At 72.1% G+C, this 22,407-nt stretch carries 21 protein-coding genes; 6 read left to right on the top strand and 15 right to left on the bottom strand.

The annotated features are described in order from the left end of the window. Positions 1-537 precede the first annotated feature (537 nt). The gene (locus ABH920_RS48285; protein ID WP_370356313.1) at positions 538-1,884 is read left to right on the top strand and encodes an SLC13 family permease; all 1,347 of its coding nucleotides are present in this window, start codon (positions 538-540) and stop codon (positions 1,882-1,884) included. Here the strand turns inward: ABH920_RS48285 and ABH920_RS48280 are convergent. The 7 genes from ABH920_RS48280 to ABH920_RS48250 all read right to left on the bottom strand — a co-directional run bounded on the left by ABH920_RS48280 (position 1,871) and on the right by ABH920_RS48250 (position 9,357). After that, on the bottom strand, positions 1,871-2,713 hold the full coding sequence (locus ABH920_RS48280; protein WP_370356295.1) for an ABC transporter ATP-binding protein: 843 nt from the start codon (positions 2,711-2,713) through the stop codon (positions 1,871-1,873). The two genes, ABH920_RS48285 and ABH920_RS48280, sit on opposite strands and share 14 nt — an antisense overlap. Continuing rightward, a complete protein-coding gene (locus ABH920_RS48275; protein WP_370356293.1) occupies positions 2,706-3,689 on the bottom strand; it encodes an ABC transporter ATP-binding protein in 984 nt (327 codons plus the stop codon). Before ABH920_RS48275 ends, ABH920_RS48280 begins: the two co-directional genes overlap by 8 nt. Next, positions 3,686-4,555, bottom strand: a complete 870-nt coding sequence (locus ABH920_RS48270) for an ABC transporter permease (protein ID WP_370356291.1) — start codon at positions 4,553-4,555, stop codon at positions 3,686-3,688. Before ABH920_RS48270 ends, ABH920_RS48275 begins: the two co-directional genes overlap by 4 nt. Further along, complete coding sequence (locus ABH920_RS48265; protein WP_370356289.1) at positions 4,552-5,679, bottom strand: ABC transporter permease; 1,128 nt, start codon at positions 5,677-5,679, stop codon at positions 4,552-4,554. Before ABH920_RS48265 ends, ABH920_RS48270 begins: the two co-directional genes overlap by 4 nt. Continuing rightward, positions 5,676-7,310, bottom strand: a complete 1,635-nt coding sequence (locus ABH920_RS48260; RefSeq protein ID WP_370356287.1) for an ABC transporter substrate-binding protein — start codon at positions 7,308-7,310, stop codon at positions 5,676-5,678. The genes ABH920_RS48265 and ABH920_RS48260 overlap by 4 nt, the downstream gene beginning before the upstream one ends. Positions 7,311-7,378: 68 nt before the next feature. After that, positions 7,379-8,326 carry a nitrilase-related carbon-nitrogen hydrolase gene (locus ABH920_RS48255; RefSeq protein WP_370356285.1) on the bottom strand — a complete coding sequence of 316 codons (948 nt, stop codon included), beginning with the start codon at positions 8,324-8,326 and terminating at the stop codon, positions 7,379-7,381. After that, on the bottom strand, positions 8,323-9,357 hold the full coding sequence (locus ABH920_RS48250) for an agmatine/peptidylarginine deiminase (RefSeq protein ID WP_370356283.1): 1,035 nt from the start codon (positions 9,355-9,357) through the stop codon (positions 8,323-8,325). The genes ABH920_RS48255 and ABH920_RS48250 overlap by 4 nt, the downstream gene beginning before the upstream one ends. A gap of 130 nt (positions 9,358-9,487) precedes the next feature. Here ABH920_RS48250 and ABH920_RS48245 point away from each other — a divergent pair, with 130 nt between their 5' ends. Next, the gene (locus ABH920_RS48245) at positions 9,488-10,108 is read left to right on the top strand and encodes a TetR/AcrR family transcriptional regulator (protein ID WP_370356281.1); all 621 of its coding nucleotides are present in this window, start codon (positions 9,488-9,490) and stop codon (positions 10,106-10,108) included. Positions 10,109-10,387: 279 nt separating this feature from the next. Here ABH920_RS48245 and ABH920_RS48240 read toward each other — a convergent pair whose 3' ends face one another. Beyond that, positions 10,388-11,518 carry an agmatine/peptidylarginine deiminase gene (locus ABH920_RS48240; RefSeq protein WP_370356279.1) on the bottom strand — a complete coding sequence of 377 codons (1,131 nt, stop codon included), beginning with the start codon at positions 11,516-11,518 and terminating at the stop codon, positions 10,388-10,390. Positions 11,519-11,746: 228 nt separating this feature from the next. Between ABH920_RS48240 and ABH920_RS48235 the strand changes: the two genes are divergently transcribed. The 3 genes from ABH920_RS48235 to ABH920_RS48225 all read left to right on the top strand — a co-directional run bounded on the left by ABH920_RS48235 (position 11,747) and on the right by ABH920_RS48225 (position 13,597). After that, positions 11,747-12,943, top strand: coding sequence for an agmatine deiminase family protein (locus ABH920_RS48235; protein WP_370356277.1), 1,197 nt, complete (start codon positions 11,747-11,749; stop codon positions 12,941-12,943). After that, the gene (locus ABH920_RS48230) at positions 12,940-13,062 is read left to right on the top strand and encodes a hypothetical protein (protein ID WP_370356275.1); all 123 of its coding nucleotides are present in this window, start codon (positions 12,940-12,942) and stop codon (positions 13,060-13,062) included. Before ABH920_RS48235 ends, ABH920_RS48230 begins: the two co-directional genes overlap by 4 nt. Positions 13,063-13,132: 70 nt before the next feature. Next, positions 13,133-13,597, top strand: a complete 465-nt coding sequence (locus ABH920_RS48225) for a DUF4436 family protein (protein ID WP_370356273.1) — start codon at positions 13,133-13,135, stop codon at positions 13,595-13,597. On the opposite strand, the gene ABH920_RS48220 is transcribed toward ABH920_RS48225, so the two are convergent. Next, entirely contained in the window at positions 13,548-14,858 is a 1,311-nt protein-coding gene (locus ABH920_RS48220) for a CynX/NimT family MFS transporter (protein WP_370356271.1), read from the bottom strand. The genes ABH920_RS48225 and ABH920_RS48220 overlap by 50 nt on opposite strands. Before the next feature lie 75 nt (positions 14,859-14,933). On the opposite strand from ABH920_RS48220, the gene ABH920_RS48215 reads away from it, so the two are divergent. Then, complete coding sequence (locus ABH920_RS48215; protein ID WP_370356269.1) at positions 14,934-15,578, top strand: hypothetical protein; 645 nt, start codon at positions 14,934-14,936, stop codon at positions 15,576-15,578. 75 nt (positions 15,579-15,653) lie between these two features. On the opposite strand, the gene ABH920_RS48210 is transcribed toward ABH920_RS48215, so the two are convergent. The 6 genes from ABH920_RS48210 to ABH920_RS48185 all read right to left on the bottom strand — a co-directional run bounded on the left by ABH920_RS48210 (position 15,654) and on the right by ABH920_RS48185 (position 22,366). Then, positions 15,654-16,616 (bottom strand): hypothetical protein, encoded by a 963-nt coding sequence (locus ABH920_RS48210; RefSeq protein ID WP_370356267.1) that lies wholly within the window; start codon positions 16,614-16,616, stop codon positions 15,654-15,656. Positions 16,617-16,847: 231 nt separating this feature from the next. After that, complete coding sequence (locus tag ABH920_RS48205; RefSeq protein ID WP_370356265.1) at positions 16,848-17,927, bottom strand: DUF3068 domain-containing protein; 1,080 nt, start codon at positions 17,925-17,927, stop codon at positions 16,848-16,850. A 74-nt stretch (positions 17,928-18,001) separates the two neighbouring features. Beyond that, a complete protein-coding gene (locus tag ABH920_RS48200; RefSeq protein WP_370356263.1) occupies positions 18,002-18,658 on the bottom strand; it encodes an ATP-binding cassette domain-containing protein in 657 nt (218 codons plus the stop codon). After that, positions 18,655-19,416: an ABC transporter ATP-binding protein gene (locus ABH920_RS48195; RefSeq protein WP_370356261.1), complete on the bottom strand. Its 762-nt coding sequence runs from the start codon at positions 19,414-19,416 to the stop codon at positions 18,655-18,657. The genes ABH920_RS48200 and ABH920_RS48195 overlap by 4 nt, the downstream gene beginning before the upstream one ends. After that, positions 19,413-21,398: an ABC transporter permease gene (locus ABH920_RS48190; protein ID WP_370356259.1), complete on the bottom strand. Its 1,986-nt coding sequence runs from the start codon at positions 21,396-21,398 to the stop codon at positions 19,413-19,415. Before ABH920_RS48190 ends, ABH920_RS48195 begins: the two co-directional genes overlap by 4 nt. Beyond that, positions 21,398-22,366: a hypothetical protein gene (locus tag ABH920_RS48185; RefSeq protein WP_370356257.1), complete on the bottom strand. Its 969-nt coding sequence runs from the start codon at positions 22,364-22,366 to the stop codon at positions 21,398-21,400. The genes ABH920_RS48190 and ABH920_RS48185 overlap by 1 nt, the downstream gene beginning before the upstream one ends. Positions 22,367-22,407: the final 41 nt, after the last annotated feature.

Below are 22,407 nucleotides of genomic sequence, written 5' to 3'. Positions count from 1 at the left end.
CAGTTATCTTGCGGAGCCGGGCGCGGCAAGCAAATCGGCAAGCGAGCAAGCGGATCGGGCGGATCGGGACAGTCCGGCTGCGGCGCCGAGCGACAGACTGCCGGGCAGGTCGGCAGGTCGGCAGGCAGATCGAGCGGCGGACAGATCAGCGGGGCGGATCGGCGAGGCAACAGGGCTCGAGCGACAGGCTTGCCGAGCCAGCGAGCGGGCAGGCAGATCGGGCGGCAAGAGTCTGCGGCCAGAAATCCGAGCGGCGAGCGGGCGGTGGGCAGATCGGCGAGCCGGCAGCAGTGCCGGGCGGCGAGCAGGCCGGCGAGCGGGCTGCGGGGCCAGGCGGCGAGCAGAGCTGGGCGCGTGTCGGCCGAGCGGCGAGCGAGATGGCGCCACCGGTACCTGAGCAGGCGCGCATGCCCCAGCCGCCACCGTTCGCCGAGGTGGCGCCGCCAGGGGCCGATATGATCCTTGCGCACCGTCCGCTGAGCTCTGGAGTCCCGTTGTGAACGTCGCCTGTGGTGCGTCGGGGGGCGGGTCAGCGTGGTGAGCTCGGGGGTGGGGACCGGGATCGCGGTTGTCCTTCTGTTCGTTGTGCTGGTCTTTGCCGTGGTGCGGCCGCGGGGGTGGCCGGAGGCTGCGGCGGCGGTGCCGGCGGCGGGGGTTGTGGTCGCCGTGGGGGCTGTGGGGCCGGGGGCGGCTTGGGCTGAGGTCACGGCGTTGGCGCCGACCGTGGGCTTTCTTGCGGCGGTGTTGGTGCTGGCGCAGTTGTGTGCCGATGACGGGCTCTTCGCGGCGGCGGGGGCGGCGATGGCGCGGGTGGCGGGGAAGGCCGGCACGCCCGGGTTGGCGGAGGTGAGGCGCGGGCGGCGGTTGCTGGCGGCGGTGTTCGTGGTGGCGGCGTTGACCACGGCCGTCCTGAGTCTGGATGCGACGGTCGTCCTGCTGACGCCGGTGGTGCTCGCCACGACGGTGCGGGCCCGGGTGCGGGATCGGCCGCACGTCTTCGCGTGCGCGCACCTGTCGAACTCGGCGTCGTTGCTGCTTCCGGTCTCGAACCTGACGAACCTGCTGGCGTTCAGCGCCTCGGGGCTGACGTTCGGGCGGTTCGCGCTGTTGATGGCCGTGCCGTGGGTGGCGGCGGTCGGTACCGAGTACGTGGTGTTCCGGAAGTACTTCGGGGATGACCTGGCGGCCGGGGCGGAGGTAGGGCGCGGGCTCGGAGGCGTTGAACAGGCGGACAGCGCGGAGGCGCACGAGGCAGACGAAGCGGGGCAGGACGAGCAGATCAGCGTCCCGACCTTCACCGTCGTCGTGGTGGTGGCGACGCTGGCGGGGTTCGCCCTCACGTCGCTCGCGGGGCTGAACCCGGCGTGGGCCGCGCTCGGCGGCGTCCTCATCCTGGGCGGCCGGGCGCTGGTGCGACGGCGTGCGACGGTACGGGAGCTCGTGGGGGCGGCGTCGCCGTTCTTCTGCGCGTTCGTGCTGGCGCTGGGCATCGTCGTGAAGGCGGCGACCGGCAGCGGGCTCGGCGCGCACGCCGGGGACCTGCTGCCGCAGGGCACGTCGCTGCTGGCGCTGCTCGGCACGGCGTGCGTGGCGGCGGTGCTGGCCAACGTCGTGAACAACCTCCCGGCGACGCTGGTCCTGCTCCCGGCGGCCGCGCACGCCGGGCCGGCGACGCTCTTGGCCGTCCTGCTCGGGGTGAACCTCGGCCCGAACCTGACCTACGTCGGCTCCCTGGCCACCCTCCTGTGGCGCCGCGTCCTCACCGCGCACGGCGAGCAGGTGAGCCTGGCGACGTACACCCGGCTCGGCCTGATCGCCGTGCCCGCGACGCTGATCACCGCGACCCTGGCGTTGTGGGCCGCGGTGAGCGTCATCGGGGTGTGAGCTCGGCGTCGGCGGCCTCGCTGTCGGCCAAGGCTCGGCGCGCCGCGCTGATCGCCTGCGGATCCCAGCCGGGGCCGGGGACCGATTCCAGCAGCAGCCGCGTGTAGGAGTGCGACGGCGACGCCAGCACCGCTTCGGTCGCGCCGCGTTCCACGATCGCGCCGTGCCGCATCACCACCACCTCGTCGGTGACGCAGCGGACGACGCCGAGGTCGTGCGTGATGAAGACGTACGCGATCCCCAGCTCGGCGCGCAGATCGGCCAGCAGGTTCAGGATCTGCGCCTGGACCGACACGTCGAGCGCCGCGACCGCCTCGTCGAGCACCAGCACGCGCGGCGAGACGGCGAGCGCCTTGGCGATGGCCACGCGCTGACGCTGACCCCCGGACAGGCCGCGCGGCAGCGCCGACGCCTCGCGCGCGCCGAGGCCGACCTGGTCGAGGAGTTCGGCGACGCGGGTGGGGTGGTCGGTGTCCGGGTGGTGCAGGCGGAGGATTTCGTTGAGGGCGGCGCCGACGGGGATGCGGGGGTCCAGGGACAGGAACGGGTCTTGGAAGACCATCTGGACCTGGCGCGCCCGGGCCAGCCGTTCGGCGCGACCACGAATTCCGCCGGACCCGTGGCGGTCGTGGCCGTCGATGCGCACCGAGCCGGAGTCGGCCCGTTCGAGCCCGACGATGATCCGCGCGGTCGTCGTCTTCCCCGATCCGGACTCCCCCACGACGCCCAACGACCCGCCGGGCGCGACCACGAACGACACGTCGTCGACCGCGACCTGAGCTCCGAAAGCCTTCCGCAGGCCCCTGATTTCCACCACCGGCTCAGCCACGGCTCGCCCCTCCTTGCAACGTCAACGAGCTACTTCGCCAGCAGGCGACCGTCGCCTCGGAGCGCTCGGGAACCGCCGCGGTCTCCGGGGACTCGTCGTGGCACGTGTCCATGGCGTGCGCACAGCGGCCGGCGAATGCGCAGCCTTCGATGACCGTGCGCAGGTCGGGCACCCGTCCCGGGATCACGGCCAGGCGCCCGGCCGGCGCGTCGAGCCGGGGCGTGGCCGCCAGGAGCGCCGCGGTGTAGGGGTGCTTCGGGTCGGCGAAGACCTGCTCGGCCGGGCCGGTCTCGACGATCCGGCCCGCGTACATCACCGCGACCCGGTCGGCGATGACCGCGGCGAGCTCCAGGTCGTGCGTGACGAACAGCAGCGCGGTGCCGAAGCGGGACTGGAGATCCCGCAGCAGCGCGATGATCTCGGCCTGCGTGGTGACGTCCAGCGCGGTGGTCGGCTCGTCGGCCAGCAGCAGCACCGGATCGGCCATCAGTGCCGCGGCGATCATGACGCGCTGCAGCATGCCGCCGGAGAGCTCGTGCGGATACTGCCGCAGCGCGCGCTCGGGCAGGCCGACGGCGTCGAGCAGGACCAGCGCGCGCCTGCGGGCCGTGGCCTTGTCGGCCGTGCCGTTGGTGCGCAGAGCCTCGGTGAGGAAGTCGCCGACGCGCCGGACCGGGTTGATGGCGGCGCGGGGGTCCTGGAAGATCATCGCCGCGGTGGTCGCCCGCAGGCGCCGCAGGGCCCGCGGGTCCATGGTCAGCACGTTCTGGCCGTCCACCTCGACCACGCCGGACGCCGCCGCGCCCGGCGGGAGCATGCCGAGCGCGGCGCGGGACGTCAGGGTCTTGCCGGAGCCGGATTCGCCGACCAGGGCGACGGTCTGGCCGGCCGCGACGTCCAGGTCGACGCCGTCGAGCACGGGGCGCGCCGTCCCCGGCAGGGTCACGCGGAGCCCTTGGATGTGCAACGTGTTCACGCGCGCACGTCCTCTCTCTTGACGACGTGGTCGGCCCAGTGCTCGCCGACGACGTTGAACGCGACGACGGTCAGCACGATCGCCAGGCACGGCACGATCGCCGAGAGCGGCTGGCCCTGGAGCATCGCGGACTGGCCGTCGTTGACCATCGAGCCCCAGTCCGGCGTCAGCGGCGGGACGCCGAGGCCCAGGTAGGACAGCGCGGCCAGGTCGATCAGCGCGTAGCCGAAGTTGACGGTGGACTGCGCCAGGATCACGGGGCCGATGTTGGGGATCAGGTGGCGTACGCAGATCGTCCAGTTGGAGAAGCCCTGGACTCGGTAGGCGGCTAAGTAAGGCCTCTGTTTCTCGGTCAGGGTAAGGCTGCGTGCCAGACGGCTGACATAGGGGGTGTAGGCGAGGGACAGGGCGGCTATCGGGGCTACCAGGCCGGTTCCGTATAAGGCCACGAAGAGAATCGCCAGGAGCAGGCCGGGGAAGGCGAGCATCAGCTCACTGCTTCGGGACAGGAGCGAGTCCAGCCAGCCGCCGCGCCAGCCTGCGGCGACGCCGACGGCCACGCCGAGCGTCGTGGAGAACACGACGACGGCGGCCGGGCCGAGCAGCGCCGTTCGCGAGCCGAGGATCAGGCGGGAGAGCGTGTCCCGGCCTGAGCCGTCGGCGCCGAGGAGGTGCGCGGAGGACGGTCCGGTCAGCGCGGCGCTGAGGTCGGAGGCGTTCGGATCCGCCGGCGCGACCCACGGTGCCAGTACCGCAATCAATACGACGACCGCCGCGAAGCCCGCGCATATATAGAACAGCCAGGGTCGCGAGGTCCGTAGCGCGCGTAATCCGGGGCGGCGCCGGACGAGTGTCAGTGTGCTCATGCGCTGTTCCTCGTGCCGAGCCGGACGCGTGGGTCCAGCAGCGGATAGGTCAGGTCGACGACCAGGTTCACGGCGACGAACAGGCCGACGATCAGGAGGCTGATTGCCTGCACGACCGGGAAGTCCTTCACCGACACCGAGGTGTCGAGGAACGCGCCGATGCCGCCGAGTCCGAAGGCGGATTCCACGAGGACCGTGGAGACCACGAGGCCGGTGATCGTCAGGCCGCTCATGGTGGCGATGCCGCCGGCGGCGTTGCGGAAGACGTGGCGGCGCAGCACGATCCGTTCCGGGATGCCCCGGCTGCGGGCGACGGCGACGTGCTCCTTGGACAGCTCGGCGAGCATCGCCGCGCGGGTGACGCGGGCCAGCGTGCCGACCCAGTAGAGCGACAGCGCGAGGGCCGGCAGGGTGAGGTGGTAGGCCATGTCGAAGAACCCTGATCCGGAGCCGATCGACGGGAACCAGCCGAGGCGGACCGAGAACACCCAGATCAGGACGATCGCCGCGACGAACGACGGGGTTCCGACCGCGACCGAGGTGAGGACCAGGACGGCCTGGTCCACAGCGCCGCCGGGGCGGCGGACCGAGAGCCAGCCCGCGCCGATGCCGAGGAGGACGACGAGGACGGCGGCCATGCCGATCAGCATCAGGGTGCCCGGGAGGCGCGCGGTGATCAGGTGCAGGACGGGGGCGCGGTACTGGATGGAGGTGCCGAAGTCGCCGTGGGCCATCTGGGTCAGCCAGCGCCAGTACTGGACGGGGAAGGGGTCGTCGAGGTGGTAGTGCGCACGGATCGCGGCCAGGGCTTCCGGGGTCGCCGAGCGGCCGCCGAGGAGGAAGGTCTCGGGGCGGCCGGGCGCCAGGTAGACGGCGGAGAAGATGAGGAAGGAGGCGGCGAGGAGGGTGGCGACGAGTTCGAGAGCTCGGCGGGTGGCGAAGCGGAGGAGGTCGGTGCTCGCGCGGGTGGCGCTGGTGCCCGAAACGCTCGGCTTGTTGGTAATGACGCCGCCGACCGGGCCCGCGCCGCTTGCGCCGACCGCACCGCTGATGCCGCCCGGGCCGCCGCTCGCGCCGAGCTCGTCGCGACCGCCGCCACCACGCGCGCCGCGCACCACGCTCACCCGGCCGAGCCGACGTCCGCGGCCCACGGGTAGTAGAGGTAGGCGATGGAGGTGGGGGCGCCGGTGATGTGCCTGTCCAGGAACAGGGAGGTCGGCCATTCGGCGGCGGGGATCCAGAGCAGCTGGTCCATGGCGATCTTCTGGATCTGGGCGCTGATCGTGGCGCGCTTCGCCGGGTCGTATTCGGCTTCGGCCTGGTCGATGAGGTTGTCGTAGGTCGGGTTCGACCAGGCTGCGTAGTTCTCGAAGTCGCCGGTGTGGAAGATGTGGTACATCGCCAGCGGGTCGGTCGTGGACAGGTAGTAGGTCTCCGGGAAGGCGTCGAGGCCCTGGCGTGCCTTGGGGTCGGAGAACAGGGCTGTGAAGGCGTCCGGGGACACCGTCTTGAGCTGCACCTTCAGGCCGATCTGGGTGCCGGCCGACTGAAAGGCGGTGGCCAGGAGCGACACGTCGGGGCCGATCGGCGAGGTCGCTATGGTGACGGTCTTGCCGGTCGCGCCGGCCTGCTGGATCAGGGCCTTGGCCTGGGTCAGGTCCTGCGAGGTCGGCGGGAGGTCGGCCGCTGGCGGGAGGGTGCCCGGGGGCCAGGAGTCGGCCGGGGCGTTGGCGGACGTCACCGAGCCGACGCCTTTCAGCCCCGTCTTGACGAAGCCGGAGCGGTCCAGCGCCAGCAGCAGGGCTTTGCGGACACGGACGTCGCCGAGCGTGCCGGACAGGTTGCAGACGTTCAGGTTGATCGTCGTCAGCGACTTGCCGAAGTACAGTGTGCCGGCGCCGGAGGACTTCAGCCGGGCGTAGCTGTCGGGGGTGATCAGGTAGCCGCCGTCGGCCGCGCCGGTGAGCAGCGCGTTCGTGAGGGCCGTCGGGTCGGTGATGAACTTAAAGACCACCTTGCCCGCCAGCGCCTGCTTGCCCCAGTAGCCGGGGAACCGGTCCAGCTCGATCGAGGTGCCCTTGACCCAGGTCCCGAGCGTGTAGGGGCCGGTGCAGCCGAGGGAACCGCCGGTGCCGTAATTCTGGCCGGCCGCCTGGACCGCCGAGGCGTGCACGACGGTGCCGGCGGAGTTGGCCATCGCCTCGCCGAACTGCGAGTCCGGCTTCTTCAGCTTGACGGTGACCTGCAACGACCCGGTCTTGGCGATCGACGCGACGTTGTCGAACGTGGATATCCACGTCGACCCGGTCGCCGGATCCATCTGCCGCTTGAGGGAGAACACCACGTCGTCGGCGGTCATCGTGCCGCCGTCGTGGAACTTCACGCCGGATCGCAGGGTGTAGACGTACGTCGTCGGATCGGGCTGGGCCACCGAGGACGCCAGGCCCGGGGACTCGGTGAGGTCCGGGTTCCAGCGCATCAGCGATTCGCAGATGTTCGACAGGATCATGTTCTGCGGGTAGTCGAAGGCCTGCGCGTAGTCGAGCGTCGTGGGCTCGGCGTACAGGGCCCAGGTGAACGAGTCGATCGGGCCCTTCGCGACCGGTGTGGACGCGGACAGCGCGTACGCCGCGCCGCCGGACGTCGCGGTGCCCCCGGACGCGGCGGTGGTGTGCCCGCCGCTGCACGCCGTGACGGCTGCGGCGAGGAACAGGCTGGTACCGGCACCGGCGGCGGACCGCCAAGGAACTCTCATCAAGGTGGTGCTCCTTCGCTACGAACCTCTGAGGGGAAAGGGATGGCGGGACGGGAGCCTCGAAGCCGCTAGCGGCGTGCCACAGGCGTGGTGAGCGGCCCGTAGATCTCCGGCCGCCGGGTGTAGACGAGCCCGAACTCCAGCCAGTCCCGGCGCTGGTCCAGGTCCAGGTCGGCGACCAGGACGGCGGGCTTGTCCCGGGGTCCGCGCAGTAGGACGCGGCCGTAGGGGTCGGAGATGAAGGAGGACCCGTAGAACGTGATCCGGCCCTCCGGCCCGACCCGGTTCGGCACGATCTGGAACAGCGCGTTGACCAGGCCGTTGGCGCTGATGGCGTGCTCCCACATCGGGCGGGTGTCGAACTCCGGGAGCTCCGGCTCCGAGCCGATCGCCGTCGGGTGCACCAGCACCTGCGCCCCGGCCAGGGCGTAGGCGCGGGCCAGTTCCGGGAACCACTCGTCCCAGCAGGTCGGGAAGCCGAAGCTGACGTTGTCGATCGGCACCACCGGGAAGCCGCTGTCGCCGGGGCGGAAGCACAGGTTCTCGTGGTAGCCGGGGAACTCGGGGATGTGGTTCTTGCGGGTGGCGGCCAGCATCCGGCCCTCGGCGTCCACGCAGATCGCGGTGTTGTAGCCGAGGCCGCCGTCGTCGGCGCGCTCGTAGAGCGAGGCGTGCACGACGATGCCCAGTTCCTTGGCCAGCTCGGCGGCCAGCCGCGCGGTCGGGCCGTCGTGCAGGTCCTCGGCGAAGCGCGGGGCGTCCACGGCCATCGCCGCGTCGGCCGCGAAGTACGGGCTGCGCGTCAGCTCCGGGAGGCAGACCACTGTCGCGCCCTGCTCGGCGGCGATGCGGACGCCGGCGCGCAGCGCCTCGTCGTGCGCGTCGGCGTCCGGCTGCCAGCGCATCTGCACCAGGCCGATCCGCAGCATCGGGCGGACCGAGGGCTCCAGCCGGGCCGGGGAGCCGAGTGGCGAGCCGAAGGAGGTCAGGAGGGTGTAGTCGATGCCGGAGCTCATGCCGCTGTCGCCTTTCGTGCCGCCGTGCCCGGCGCCTTCGGGATCTGCTGGGTGATGCAGTGGATGCCGCCACCGCCGTAGGCCAGGGCCGGGGTGCGGACGCCGACGACCTCGCGGTCCGGCATCGCCTCGGCCAGCACCGCCAGCGCCCCGGCGTCGGCCGGCACGCCGGCGATCGGGACGACGACGCCGCCGTTGGGCAGGTAGAAGTTGAGGTAGCCGACCTCGATCTCCTGGCCGTCCAGGCCGACGCGGTTGGACTGCGCGATCGGGATGATGCGGAGCTTGCGGCCCTGCGCGTCGAGGGAGTTCTGCAGGATCTCCAGGTTCGCGCGGCAGCGTTCGTAGTCCGGGTGCGCCGGGTCCTCGGGCAGCTGGACGATCACCGTGGCCGGGGCTATGAAGGCGCAGCAGCCGTCGACGTGGCCGTCGGTCTCGAAGTCCTCGGCGCCGCCGTAGGGGAGCCAGATGACGGTCGTGACGCCCAGGCGCGCCTTGAGTTCGTCCTCGATCTGCTCGCGGGTCCAGTCCGGGTTGCGGTTCGGGTGCAGGAGGCACTGCTCGGTGGTGATCAGGGTGCCCTCGCCGTCGACGGTGATGGCGCCGCCTTCCAGGATCATCGTGGACGCCACGCGCTCGACGCCCAGGCGCTCCAGCAGCAGGGCGCTGACGCGGTCGTCGGCGTCCCACGGGGTGTGCTTGCCGCCCCAGGCGTTGAAGCGGAAGTCGACGCCGGCGCGACCGTCGTTGTCCGGGTCGGTGACGAAGATCGGGCCCGAGTCGCGGAACCAGGAGTCGTCGATCGGCAGCTCGATCACCTCGACGGTGTCGCCGCAGCGGGCCTGCGCCTCCGCGCCGGCGCCGGGCGGGGCCACCATCAGGACCGGCTCGAAGCGGGCGATGGTCCGCGCCACCTCGGCGTACTCGTCCTTGGCGGACTCCAGGACAGCGCCCCACAGGTCGGCTCTGGTCGGCCAGGCCATCAGGGTGCCCTCGTGCTCGGCCCATTCGGCCGGCATGCGCATGGTCATGGGTTTTCGTTCCTTGTGAGCTGGGGTTCCGGGCGCCATCCGGCGGCGCGGTGTGCTTAGAATGCTCTTGACTGAAACTTCAGTCAAGAGCAGCAGCCCGGACAGTGACTCGCATGTAAGGTGTGATGGCGTGGCCAGCAAAAGGGACCTGATCCTCCAGGCGGCGGTCGGGATGATCGCGCAGAGCGGCGTCAGAGGACTGCGGGTGGAGGAGATCGCGGCCAAGGCCGGAGCCTCGACCGGGCTGATCTACTACCACTTCAAGGACCGCGCGGGACTGCTGCGCGCGACGCTGGACTACATCAGCGACCGGGCCGACCGGTACACGGCGCAGGCGCTCGCGGCCGGCAGATCCGGGGCGGCGCACCGGGATCCGCGCTCGGAGCTGGAGCAGACGCTGCTGCTGGAGCTGCAGGACGACGACGAGATCCGGGAGAACAGCACCGCCTGGGGTGAGCTGCGGGCGTCGGCGATCTTCGAGACGGACCTGCGCGAGCGGCTGGAGGGCGCGACGGCGGCGTGGGTGCGGGAGATGGCCGAGCGCGTGGCCCTGGCGCAGGAGGCCGGGTTGGCGCGCGAGGGTGTTGATCCCGACGACGTCGCCGAGCGGCTGACGGCGCTGGTCGAGGGGCTGTCGGAGCGCTGGCTGTCCGGGACGCTCGGGTTGGAGCGGGCTCGGGACTTGCTGCGCGGGGCGATCGTGGCGGAGCTCGGGCCGCGGCCGGGCTCGGATTCAGGGTCGGATTCGTAGTTCGGGCGGAAGCGGGGTCGGAGCCCGGGCCGGAGCCCGGGCCGGAGCCCGGGCCGGAGCCCGAGCCGGAGCCCGAGCCGGAGCCCGAGCCGGAGCCCGAGCCGGAGCCGGAGCCCGAGCCCGAGCCCGAGCCGGAGCCCGAGCCCGAGCCGGAGCCGGAGCTCGGGTCGGGGCCGGAGCCGGAGCCAACCCGCCGAGATCGGCGGTCGCGTAGAAGAGTGCAGCGCCGGCGCGGCCCGCCGAAACAGGCCGCGCTTCGTCACTCGACCGGCGTAGGGCTCAGGCCGCGGGCTGTTGCTGCGTGACGCAGTGGATGCCGCCGCCCCCGTTGCCGAGGTTGTCGATGTTCAGCTGCTCGATGGTCCGCCCCGGGAACAGGGTGCTGAGGGTGTCGTAGGCCAGGCCGTCGGCGTTGCTGTCGCCGAACTGGGCCGAGATGACCGCGCCGTTGCAGACGTAGTAGTTGGCGTAGGAGCCCACGAAGTTCTGGTTCGTGGACCGGATGACGTTGTAGTTCGGGCCCTGGATCCGCGTCACTCCGATGGCCGCGCCCTGGGCGTCGGTCGCCGAGGACAGGGCCTGGTACTGCTGGTTCTCGTCGGTGGCCCAGATGTCGCTCTCGTTCGGGTCCGGGATCTGCACCGCGCCGGCGCCGGGGCCGAGGAAGCGGCTGGTGGCGTCCACGTGGTCGTCGGTGATGTCCTGGTTCTTGATGCCGGTGAACCAGATGACCTCGCGCGCGCCGTAGGCCGCGCACATCGCCGCCTCGATCTGCGCCTGGCTCAGGGACGGGTTGCGGTTGGCGTTGATGATGCTGGAGCGGGTGGCCATCAGGGTCCCGGCGCCGTCGGTCTCGATCGCGCCGCCCTCGCTGACCAGGCCGGCCGCGGTGAAGGGCAGGCCGAGGGAGGCCGCGACGCGCTTGGCGACGAGGGCGTCGTTGGTGTGGACCTGGCGGTTGCCCCAGCCGTTGAAGTTCAGGCCGACGGTGTCCAGGCCGCCGGAGCCATTGGTGCGGAAGATGGGGCCGGTGTCGCGCATCCAGCAGTCGTTCACCGGGATGGAGCCGATGACGGTGACGCCGGAGCCGCACATCGAGCGGGCCTTGGAGACGCTCGCGGAGTTGGCGAGCATGGAGACCGGCTCGTAGCCGGCGATCGTGCGGGCGATCAGGGCGATGTTCTGCTGCACGCCGGAGAGCTGGCGGCCCCAGATCGAGGTCGAGTCCGGCCAGGCCATCCAGGTGCGGGTGTGCGGAACGGAATCGTCCGGGACGACGAAGGTCCCTGATGCGGCGGGGGTCGCGGTGGCCGTCGCGGCGTCGGCGGCCCGGGCGCCGACCAGGGTCGCGGCGCCGGCTGCGGCGGCTCCGATCAGCACGGCCCGGCGGGAGGGGGTGGGGCGGGACATGGCGCTCACTCCTTGGTGACGGAGGGTGGTGCGGTCGCGGGTATCGTGTTCCTGACTGAAGTTTTAGTCAAGAGCGAACTTGACTGAAATTTCAGGCAGTGTCAGGCTTGGGGCGTTGGCCTGCACGAACACCGGGGGATGGGCACCAATACGGCCCTGTCCCGATCGCCGGAGTGCGGCCGCCGTGTGAATATCCATAACGGGGACCTGACCCATCGGAGCCGCCTGATGTACGAGCGCACGCTTTCCCGCCGCGCCACCTTGACCTCTGCGTTGGGAATGGGAGCCGTCGCGTTGAGCGCGGCAGCGTGCGGAAGCAGCGGTTCGGACGGCAGCGAGGCAGGGGCAGGCTCCTCCCCCACCACGGGCACAAGTGCGAACACGAGCCCAACCGCGAGCCCAGGCACCACCGGGACATCGACCCGGGTGTTCGGCGCGGAGTGGGACCCGCACCTGCGCACGTTCATGGCCTGGCCGGCCTCCGACGCCATCTGGGGCGACCAGCTGCCGGCGGTCCAGGCCGACATCGCCACGCTGGCCAAGGCGATCTCCGGCTACGAACACGTGGTGCTCCTCGCACGTCCGGAGCAGCAAGCCGCCGCGCAGAGCGCCGTGGGCTCCGGCGTCGAGGTGATCCCGATCCCGGTCGACGACCTGTGGATCCGGGACACCGCGCCGGTGTTCGTGCAGGAACCGGGCAAGACCGCCGGCGTCGACTTCCACTTCAACGGCTGGGGCAACAAGCAGCAGCACGCGCTGGACGCCGGAGTGGCCGCGGCGATCATCCGGAAGTACCAGATCCCGGGCATCGACTCCGGGATGGTCGCCGAGGGCGGCGCGCTGGAGACCGACGGCAAGGGCACGCTGATGGCCACCGAGAGCTCGCTGGTCAACGACAACCGCAACCCGGGCAAGACCCGCGACCAGATCGAGCAGCTGCTGAAGACCGCACTCGGGATCACGAAGGTGATCTGGTTCACCGGGGTGAAGGGCCAGGACATCACCGACGCGCACGTGGACTGCCTGGCGCGGTTCGCCGCGTCCGGGGCCGTACTGCTGGACAAGCCGTTCCCGGGGCTGCCGCCGGACGTCTGGTCGCGCGCTTCGGACCAGGCGCGGACGGTGCTGGCCGACGCGACGGACGCGGCCGGGCGCAAGGTGCGGGTCGTGGACCTGCCGCAGCCGGATCCGGACAAGATCACGGGGAAGGGGGACGCGTTCGTGTCCTCGTACGCGAACTTCTTCGTCGCGAACGGCGCGGTGATCATGCCGAAGTTCGGCGACGCGGACGCCGACGACCAGGCCGCGGGGATCCTCGGCGAGCACTTCCCGGGGCGCAAGGTGGTGCCGGTGGCGATCGACGCGATCGCGGCCGGCGGCGGGGGGATCCACTGCTCGACGCACGACATGCCGGGGACGGCGTGAGCGGGCCCGGACGCTCGACAGCCGACTCCCGCAGGCTGTTCGCGACGATCGCGGTGATCGTCGCCGTGGTGGCCGCCATGACCGTCGGCCTGTGGCTCCGGCCGCCGGCCGGGAGCTGACGCTGCGCGTGCTGGTCGTGCCGCGCGGCGCGTACGCCGATCCGCAGGCCTGTCCCCCGCCGGCGATCTTGTGATCCAGACTTCCTCGGCGGTCCGGGCCAACCTCAACCTACGCGGCCCGCGCGCGAATCTCGACCACCGACGTGGCGGTATCGACTTCACCGCGTCGTTCGAGGGGCGTCAGGTTCCGGTGAACACCACGCTGAGCAACAACGACGTGTTGTTCTCGACCAAGGTGGACGCCGAGCTGGCCTTCGCGCTGTTCATGATGGCGGCGATGTGGGCGTTGGCGATCACGGTCGCCATCGGGGCGCGGTTCCTGGTGCGGCATCGCAAGGGGCTGACGTGGCCAGCGCTGGGGTGGATGGCGGCTTCGTTGTTCGCGTTGGCGGCGTTCCGGAACACCGCGCCGGGGAGCCCGCCGATCGGGTCGATCCTGGACTACGCGGCGTTCCTGTGGGCCGAGGCGATCATCGCGGTGTGCGTCATCGTGACGGTGTTGTCGGGGAACCGGGTGGAGGGCTCGTCACCGTGAGGTCGCGGCCGGCGCCGATCCCGATGACGGCCTGGACCGCGGCGAGCGCCGCGAGCAGCGTCAGCGGCACGGCCCAGCCGCCGGTGACGCCGTGCAGCGCGCCGAGCAGCAGCGGGCCGATCGCCGCGACCAGGTAGCCGACGGACTGCGCCATCGCGGCCAGGGCCGCGGCCTGCGGGCCTTCGGCCGCGCGCTGCCCTTGGAACGTCAGGGCCAACACCAGCGTCGCGCCGCCGCCGAAGCCGGTCAGGACGCAGGTCAGCACGGCCAGGCCGGGCGCCACGGCGAGGAGCGCGAAGCCCGCGGCGGTGAGCACGGAGGCGGTCGCGGCGAGCAGGCGCTGGTCGGGGCTGCGGCGGGTGAGCAGGGGCAGCGTGACGCTGGCGAGCAGGCCGACGGCTTGGAACAGGAAGAGTTCCCAGCCGGCGGTGGCCGCGGAGGTGCCGTGGTCGTGGACGATGCTGGGGAGCCAGGAGATCGTGGAGTAGAAGCCGAGGGATTGCAGGCCCATGAAGAGGCTGACTTGCCAGGCCAGCGGGGAGCGCCAGAGGCTGGGGCTTTTCGCGGGGACGGCTGCGCGGTTGGCGGCGAGGACGGCTGCGGGGTCGGGGACAAGGTCGGCGGCGGCGACGGCTGCGGGACCCGACGCCACGTCCGGTCTCCGGCTCAGGTGCGGCAGCCACGCCGGAATGGCCAGGACCGCGAGCAGCGCCCAGCAGCCCAGGGCGGTGCGCCAGCCACCGGGCAGGACGTCGGCCAGCGGCACGGACACGCCCGAGGAGATCGCGGCGACCAGGCCCATGGCGGTCACGTAGAGGCTGGTGACCTGCCCGACCCGGGCCTTGGGCACCGTGCTGCGGACGATCGGCGGCAGCAGGACGTTGCCGACGGCGATCGCGGCGGCGATGACCACGGTCCCGCCGAACAGGAACGCGATGCCCGGCAGCGAGCGGATGACCAGGCCCGCGGCCAGGACCGGCAGCGACAGCGCGAGGACGCGCGGCGCCCCGTAGCGGCGGGCGGCGCGGCCGGCCAGCGGCGAGGTCGAGGCGAAGGTCAGCAGCGGCAGCGTGACCAGCAGTCCGCCCCAGGTCTCGGACAGGCCGGTGGCGTGCTCGACGGTCGGCAGCAGCGGGCCGACACCGGTGATGCCGCCGCGCAGGTTCGCGGCCGCGAGGATGATCGCGATCAGCAGCGAGGTGGTGAGGGCGGCCGGGTGGGGCGCGGCGGTGTCGTGGGCGGCCTTCTCGTCCACGCGCATGAAGGTGATCATATGCGGCGGTGTCGGGGACGCTGGCAGGGGCGCTGTCGGCGGCGGGCCGTACCGTGGTCGGCCATGGGACTGGGTATTTCGGTGGGCATGCTGTGTGATCAGGCGCGGAACGACCCCGAGGGCTTCGTCGCGCACCGCGACGGCTTCGAGCGGCTGTCGCGGGCGCTGGCGGCGGAGGGGGTCGAGTGGCACGAGCCGGAGGTCATCCACGCGGATGGCGAGCACGACTTCTCCGGCGGATTCCCTTACAGCTACTTGGCGCACCTGCGGCGGGCGTTCACGCTCGCAGGGCTCGCGGAGCCGGTGACGGCGGCGTCCGCGGTCGGCGAGGAGGAGTACGCGGCGGACATGGAGAAGGTCGCCGACGAGTCGACGATGTTCGCCTCGCACCTGCTCTGCCACGCGGACTACGCCGGGTACTACGTCCCGGTCGACTTCGCGGACCCGCTGTTCCTGCCTGAGGAGGCCGAGGTCGCGGGGGCCGGGATGGTCGGGTCCAGCCAGCGGTTGCTGGCCGAGTTGGTCGGGTTCGCGGCGTCGATCGGGGTGGCGATCGACGAGAAGGGGGCACCGAACACGGCGGAGGAGGCGGTGGCCGGCGGGTTCGCGGATGCTGAGGCGTTCGATGCGGAGCGGTTTGCGTGGACGACGCTTTATGGGGCTTGCTCGGCGAGTGTGGAGAGCGGGCACGCGATCGTCTTTTGTTGAGGCGGCGCCCGCAGAAGCTTCGCGCCCACGCACCAGGCGTGAGCGCGAAGCAAGCGTTACCCGACCGGTCGGCCGTCAGCCCGACGTCACGCAGTTGTCGGCGCTGTTCGACCACAACCCCTGCACGTCGTACGTCCCCGTCGACAGCGTCTCGTAGGCGTCCAGGTTCACGCACTCGTCGCCGATCTCGCCGCCGTTGGCGTTGTACCAGCCGTTGGTCGGCCAGAAGTCGGTGAGCGTCTCGGCGTACTCGTGCGTCTCCGTCGACTCGATGCCGGAGAGCATGCGGCCGTCGGTCTCCGTGGTGCAGGCGCCGGCTCCCATGTCGGGGACGTACGGCAGGTTCGTGTAGGCCAGCGTCCCGTAGGCGGACTGCGTCTGGTCGTGCCAGCCGCAGAAGCCGCTGTTCGGGAAGCCGTCGGGGTGGGTCCCGGACGCCGAGACGATGACGTACTGCGCGTTGTTGTTCGGGTCCTGCGTCGTGTTGCCGAAGTGCGCCGCGGCGTTGGCCGCTTCGGTCGCCAGGTCGGAGGCGGCCGGGCTGTCCGGCTCGGCGCTGGCGTCGTCGAACCACACGCCGGCCAGCGGCGACGAGGTGGGGTGCTGGATCGCCGTGCCGCCGGAGCTGCAGTCGGTGGCGCCGGCCGCGATGCCCTCGCAGTACTGGTTCATGATCGTGCCCCAGGTGTCCTGATCCCCGTAGAGGCCGTTGAAGAGCCCCTGCAGGTCGTCGGCCACGCCCGCGGTGTCGTTGGTGTGCCACTGGGAACCCCAGAAGACGAGGTACACCGTCGGCGTCGGAGACACCGCCCCGGTGCTGTCGCTCGTCTGGAGCGACAGGGTGTTGGCGCTGGTGAGGCCGTGCGTGGAATGGCTGACGGTGCGAGCGTGGATCGGCTTGACGCCGTGGTGCTTCGCGGCGGGGGCGGGAGCGTGCGCCTGGGCCGGGCCGGTGGTGAAGCTGAGGGCGGCGGCTCCGGCGGCCAGGGCGACGGCGGTGTTGCGGAGCAGGCGGCGGGTGGAGTGCTTTGTGGGCATTGCTTCTCCTGACAGTGCGGTACGGTGCTCGGTGATTCACAGGGTGCGACTACCGTGGCAGGACGTAAAGGAATGTTCTGTCAAACAAGGATCAAAGGCTGGCAAAAAGACTCATGCGTCGGGCCTCGTCGGCGCATGGGCATGAATACGCGGGCATGCGAAAGGGTGGCGGCCAATCGGCCGCCACCCTTGTGTCGCTGGATCCTGTTCAGCGGATCCTGTCGCGCGGTCTCACTCCTGAGGCGGCGTCCCCGACGACCCCGTCGCCGACGACCCCGAGGCCGGCGCCACCGGCCGCTGCCGCCGCCCGCGCAGCAGCCCCAGCCCGCCGGCCAGCACCAGCAGCACGAACCCGAGCGCCAGCAGGATGATCGGCAGGTACACCCCGAGCCAGCGGATCACCGTGCGTCCGTGCCGCGCGTCGTCGGCAGCACTCTGAGCGCTCGCCGGAGCGGTCTGGTACGTGGCCGCGACCGCCGGGATCAGCGGGACCGTCGTGCCGTTCGGCAGCGCGATCGCCGCCACCCGCTGCTGGTTGCGCTGCACATCGATCACCAGGCCGGTGTTCGGGTCGATCCAGAACGTGGAGTCGTCCTGGAACGTGTACGCCAGCGTCACCTCGGCCGGCAGCTCCGGCAGGATCTGCGCCAGCTGCCCGGCCTGCGCGGCGGGCAGCGCGCCGGCCGTCCCGAGCAGCTTGAGCAGGCTGGAGGGCAGCTGCTTGGGCAGCGTGGCCAGGATCTGCGGGTCCACGATCTTCGTCGGGGAGACCTTGGCCTCGTAGACGTACGTCGTGATGCCCTGCTTCTTCTCCGACCGCAGATACGTCAGCGTCGCCACGGTCTGCGTCTCCGGGGTCCACCCCTGGTAGTTCTTCTTCTTCGCGCCGAAGGGCCAGCTCACCGTCAGCCCCTGCGCGGGGATGACGTTCCAGCTGCTGGGATGGCTGCTCACCGCCTCCAGCGACTTGCGGTCCACCGCGTACTCCCACTTGGTCTGCTCGACCTTGGTCCCGCCGGCCGACGTCGTCCGCGAGTCGCTGATCAGGGCCTTGCCGCCGGAGGTCTTCTCGACCTTCACGTCCTGCGCCACCGACATCGGCACGTTCTGCTTGATCGCGCCGAGCAGGTTGCCCGAGGCCAGCGCCGTCGGATCGAGGAGGCTCTGGAACGTCCCCTCGTAGTTGCGGGAGATGTTCTTGCCGTCCGGGATCCGGGCCACATAGCTCGGCGTGATCCACCACGCCATCAGTGCGGCGGCGACAAGGGAGAGCACGCCGACAACGGCGCACGCGATGCGTGTCTTGGTCACAGCGTCAGTGTCCGAGTACTGACGGCGAAAGGCCAGCTGAGGGACCCCAATGAGTGACGGCGCCGCGTGCTGCTTCACTCGGACAGCGGAAGCTCCCCCGGCTCGCCGCTGAAGGCGACGCGGCCGCGGTTGAGGACGTGCACGACTCCGGCGGCGCCGAGTGTCGCAGGGAGCGACTGCGCCGCCAGCACAACCGTGCGACCCTCGGCCGCCATCGCCAGCAGCCGTCGGTGCAGGCGGGCGACGACGGCCGGGGCCAGGCCGCGGTCGGGTTCGTCGAGCACGAGGAGGCGTGGTCGGCGAAGCAGGGCTCGACACAAGGCGACCAGCTGCCGCTGGCCGCCGGACAGGGTCTCGGCGCGGCGGTCGAACAAGGCGAGCAGTTCGGGGAAGGTCTCGGCGACCTCGGGGCTGGCGTGCGCGGCCGGGCCCAGGTTCTCGGCGACGGTCAGCGAGCCGAACACCGCGTGCTCGGCGGGGACGAAGGCCAGGCCGAGGCGGGCGCGGCGGTAGGCGGGAAGGCCGGTGACGTCGCGTCCCTGCCAGAGGCAGCGTCCTGCGGAGAGCGGGACCACGCCGGCCAGGGCGCGCAGCGCGGTGGTGCGGCCGGCGCCGTTGCGGCCGATCAGGACGGTGACGCGGCCTATGGGGAAAGCGAGGTCGACGCCGTGCAGCGCTTCGAGTGGGCCGTAGCGGACGCGGGCGTCGCGCAGCTCCGCCTCGACGCTCATGCCTTGCCCCACAGGGCGCCGACCTCGGGATCGGCGAGCACCGTCGCGGCCGGACCGCGGGCGACGACGCGGCCGGCGGCCATCACGCAGACGGTGTCGGCGAGCTCTGCGACGAGGTCGACGTCGTGTTCCACCAGGAGGAGCGCCATGCCTTCGGCGCTGAGCGCGCGCAGCATCGCGGCGAGGCGGGCGGCTTCGGCGGCGTCCAGGCCGGCGGCGGGTTCGTCGAGGAGCAGTACGCGGGGGGTGCCGGCGAGCGCGCGGGCGAGTTCGACCATGCGGAGCGTGCCGGTCGGCAGGTCGGAGACCGGGTGGTCGCGCAGGGCCGCCAGGCCGGCGAGGCGCAGGGCCCGGTCGGTGGCGAGCGCCGCCGCTTCGCGGTCGGGGGCGGGGTCGGGGAGGCCGATCAGGCCTCGGACGGTGCCGCCGGGGCGGGCTTCGGCGCCGATGCGGACGTTCTCGGCCACGGTGAGGCCGGGGAAGATCGAGAGCTGCTGGAAGGTGCGGGCCAGGCCGAGGCGGGCTCGGCGGTAGTCGGGGAGGCGGGCGATGTCTTTGCCGCCGAGGATGACGCGGCCTGCGTCGGGGCGCAGGGCGCCGCTGAGGCAGTCGAAGAGGGTGCTTTTGCCTGCGCCGTTGGGGCCGACGAGAGCGGTGATGCGGCCGGGTGGGACGGAGAGGTCGACGCCGTCCACGGCCAGGACGCCGCCGAAGTGGCGGACGATTCCTCGGGCGGTGAGGCGGGCTGAAGTATTCATGGTCGGCTCTGTCCGGCGGCGATGCGGGCGCGGACGCGTTCGCCGAGGGGGGTGAGCCGGGCCGACGGTGGTGGGAGCGGGGCGCGCGTGGCGCTGAAGCCCGCGCTCGTGGTGAGGCGTGCCAGCGTCCCCGCGAGGCCGCCGGGCATGCGGCCGATGCCGAGAGCCAGGGCGCCGACGACGACGGTCGAGATGCCCTGGGCCGTGCCGGTGTCCAGGCCGACCAGCAGCGCGGCGGCCAGGACCGCGCCGAGTGCGCTGTCCGCGCCGGCGACGACGACGGTGGCGAACCAGATGAGGCCTTGTAAGGGGTCGAAGGTCGCGGCGTTGAAGGCCCGGCCGCCGAGGCCCATCAGGCCGCCGCCGAGCGCGGCCAGGCCGGCGCCGGTGAGGAAGGCGAAGACTTTGAGCCAGGGCACGTTCAGTCCGGCGGCGGAGGCTCCGGCTTCGTGGTCGCGGAGCGCTGTCAGGGCTCGGCCGAGGCGGCCCCGGTGCAGGTTGCGGACGATGACCACGCCGAGCGCGAGGAGAGCCAGCTCGGCGGCGTAGAAGGCACGGTTGTCGGCGAGGAAGCCGGGGCGGTCCAGGAGCAGGCCGGTGGTGGCGTAGGGCTGGTCGAAGACGAAGCGGCTCATGGCGGTGCCGACGGCGAACGTCACCAGGGCCAGGGCCAGGCCGCGGCGGCGGATCGCGGGCCAGCCGGTGAGCAGGCCGAGGGGGATGGTGAGCAGGACCGCGCACAGGAGGGCGGGGATCGCCGGCATGGCGGGGACGCCGGGGACCTTGCCGGACATGAACAGGGCGGTGCCGAGGGCTCCCATGCCGGCGTACCCGGCTTGGCCAAGGGAGACCTGGCCGCCGTAGCCGGTCACGACCACGACCGAGAGCAGGACCAGCGCGAGGGCCGGGACCTGGAGCGCGTTGCGCAGGTCGGGGCCGCGGAAGCCGAGGGGCATGAGGAGCAGGACGGTGCAGGCCATCGCGGCGACGGCGCCGGCACCGCGTTCGGGCAGGAGGCGTCCGACTCGGGCGCTGGCGCCGGCGCGCGCCGGGGGCGCTTGCGTGCCGGTGCCGAGGCGGCCCTGGAGGAGCACGACGACCAGGAGCGCGATCACGAACAGGTTCGACTGCACGGCCTGGACCAGCGGCAGGATCTGGCCGCCGGGTCGCAGCCGGGTGAGTTCGCTCCCTGCGACGCCCAAGCCCAGGCCGACCGCGACGGCCACGCCGACGCTGCGCAGCCGTCCCGCGACGGCCACGGCCATGGTCTCCATGACGAGCAGGGACAGGCCGTACGGGTCGAGCAGGAGGTTCGGCGCGAGCAGCACGCCGACCAGGCCGGCGGTGAAGGAGCCGAAGGCCCAGCCGATCGCCGAGACGCGGCCGGCGTTCACGCCTGAGAGCTCGGCGAGGCGCCGGTCGTCGACGACGGCGCGGAGCTGGAGACCGAACGGCGTGTAGCGGGTGACGCCGGCGACCAGCGCGCTGAGCACGAGCACGACGCCGAGCTGCACCGCGGTGTCCAGGCGCACGGGATGGCCGCCGGGGAGGGTGAAGGGCGTGCTGGGGACGAGCGACGGCGCGTCGGCGTAGGGGCCGGTACCCCACAGGAGGACGACGGCGCCGGTCAGGAGGATGAAGACACCGATGGTGGCGACCATGGTCTCGGCCGGCCCGGCACCCCGCCGCTGCAACGGACGGAAGACGCCAAGCTCGAGCACGACGCCGAGCCCCGGCGCGACGACCAGGAGGCAGAGGGCCGCGGCCAAGCCGACCGGCCAGTGCCAGACCACGACCAGCTCGCGCAGCAGGTAGGCGACGACCATCGCCTGCGCACCCTGCGCGAGGTTGAGGACGCCGGTCGCCCGGTAGGTGACGACGAGGCCGATGCCGCTGAGGGCGGCGGCGCTGCCGACGGCCAGGCCGGCGATGGCCAGGTCGATGGTGAGGCTGAGGGTGGCGGGTTCGGTGAGGAGGGGCATTAGGGGGTGGGGTGGTCGGGGGTGGCGCGGCCGGAGTCGGCGGCGGGCTGGCCGGTTGCAGGCGGACCAGCAGCGAAGGGGTCCGGGCCCGGAGCGGGAGCAGAACGGTCGGCGGCGGGATGCTCGGGGCCGGGGCGGCTGGAGTCGGCGGCAGGTGGGTCGGCGGTCAAGCAGGCCGAACCGTGAGCGAAGGCGGGGCGGTCGGCGGCGGAATGCTCGGGGCCGGGGCGGCTGGAGTCGGCAGCTGGCTGGTCGGGCTCGGCGCGGCCAGCACCGGCGGCGGGGCGATCGGCAGCAGAGAGCTCGGGGCCGGCGGGGCCAGAGTCGGCGGCGGGCTTGTCGGGCGCGGCGCGGCTGGCACCGGCGGCGGGCTGGTCGCGGCGGGGGGCGCTGGGATCTGGGGTGGGCTGGTCGGCGAGGGGGGCCGGGCCGGAAGCGGGGCCGTCGGGGGCCGGCCGACCTGCGCCAGGCGGCGGTGGGGGCTCGCAGACCGGGCAGGGGGTGAGCGAGCGTTCGATGATGGTGGCGGTGTCGATGGGTTCGGCTGTGGGCTTGTCGGCGATCAGGGGGCAGTCGCGGCGGTGGTAGAGGGTGCCGCCGGGGACGGCGAGTAGGGATTCGGGGGCTGCGGGTTCGTCGTGTGGGGGTTTGGGGGGTTCGGGGGTGCTCGGGTCTGCGACCAGGAGGGCGTAGAGGGTCTCGATGCGCTGGTCGGTGTGGTCTGTGCGGTGGTTCGGGCGGGAGGCGATCAGGGTCGCGCCGGCGACGATCATGGCGGCGCCGGGGATGGTGGCTGAGGCCAGGTAGGGCAGTTGCTGTTCGATCACGCTTTCGCCGGAGACGCCGTACCAGCCCAGGACGCAGAGGACCGCGCCGGCCGCGGTGACGAGCCAGCCGGACCATTCGCGGACCGCGCGCGTCAGGGTCGGCGTCGCGGGGGTCGCCGGGAAGTGTGGCAACCGGGCCATGGCAGGTTTCTACCGCTTGTGTTGCGGTTTATACATAAAAG

The organism is Catenulispora sp. EB89 (assembly GCF_041261445.1).
Taxonomy (GTDB): domain Bacteria; phylum Actinomycetota; class Actinomycetes; order Streptomycetales; family Catenulisporaceae; genus Catenulispora.
The sequence above is the reverse complement of the archived record's forward strand: the minus strand, read 5'-3'. Positions and strand labels throughout refer to the sequence as shown.

Bases quoted from the DNA above. Each gene is read 5' to 3' on its own strand.
- ABH920_RS48220 (WP_370356271.1), bottom strand. From the start codon at position 14,858: ATGCGCGTGGACGAGAAGGCCGCCCACGACACCGCCGCGCCCCACCCG.
- ABH920_RS48240 (WP_370356279.1), bottom strand. From the start codon at position 11,518: ATGTCCCGCCCCACCCCCTCCCGCCGGGCCGTGCTGATCGGAGCCGCC.
- ABH920_RS48185 (WP_370356257.1), bottom strand. From the start codon at position 22,366: ATGGCCCGGTTGCCACACTTCCCGGCGACCCCCGCGACGCCGACCCTG.
- ABH920_RS48215 (WP_370356269.1), top strand. From the start codon at position 14,934: ATGGGACTGGGTATTTCGGTGGGCATGCTGTGTGATCAGGCGCGGAAC.
- ABH920_RS48250 (WP_370356283.1), bottom strand. From the start codon at position 9,357: ATGACCATGCGCATGCCGGCCGAATGGGCCGAGCACGAGGGCACCCTG.
- ABH920_RS48190 (WP_370356259.1), bottom strand. From the start codon at position 21,398: ATGCCCCTCCTCACCGAACCCGCCACCCTCAGCCTCACCATCGACCTG.
- ABH920_RS48195 (WP_370356261.1), bottom strand. From the start codon at position 19,416: ATGAATACTTCAGCCCGCCTCACCGCCCGAGGAATCGTCCGCCACTTC.
- ABH920_RS48210 (WP_370356267.1), bottom strand. From the start codon at position 16,616: ATGCCCACAAAGCACTCCACCCGCCGCCTGCTCCGCAACACCGCCGTC.
- ABH920_RS48200 (WP_370356263.1), bottom strand. From the start codon at position 18,658: ATGAGCGTCGAGGCGGAGCTGCGCGACGCCCGCGTCCGCTACGGCCCA.
- ABH920_RS48255 (WP_370356285.1), bottom strand. From the start codon at position 8,326: ATGAGCTCCGGCATCGACTACACCCTCCTGACCTCCTTCGGCTCGCCA.
- ABH920_RS48260 (WP_370356287.1), bottom strand. From the start codon at position 7,310: ATGAGAGTTCCTTGGCGGTCCGCCGCCGGTGCCGGTACCAGCCTGTTC.
- ABH920_RS48270 (WP_370356291.1), bottom strand. From the start codon at position 4,555: ATGAGCACACTGACACTCGTCCGGCGCCGCCCCGGATTACGCGCGCTA.
- ABH920_RS48235 (WP_370356277.1), top strand. From the start codon at position 11,747: ATGTACGAGCGCACGCTTTCCCGCCGCGCCACCTTGACCTCTGCGTTG.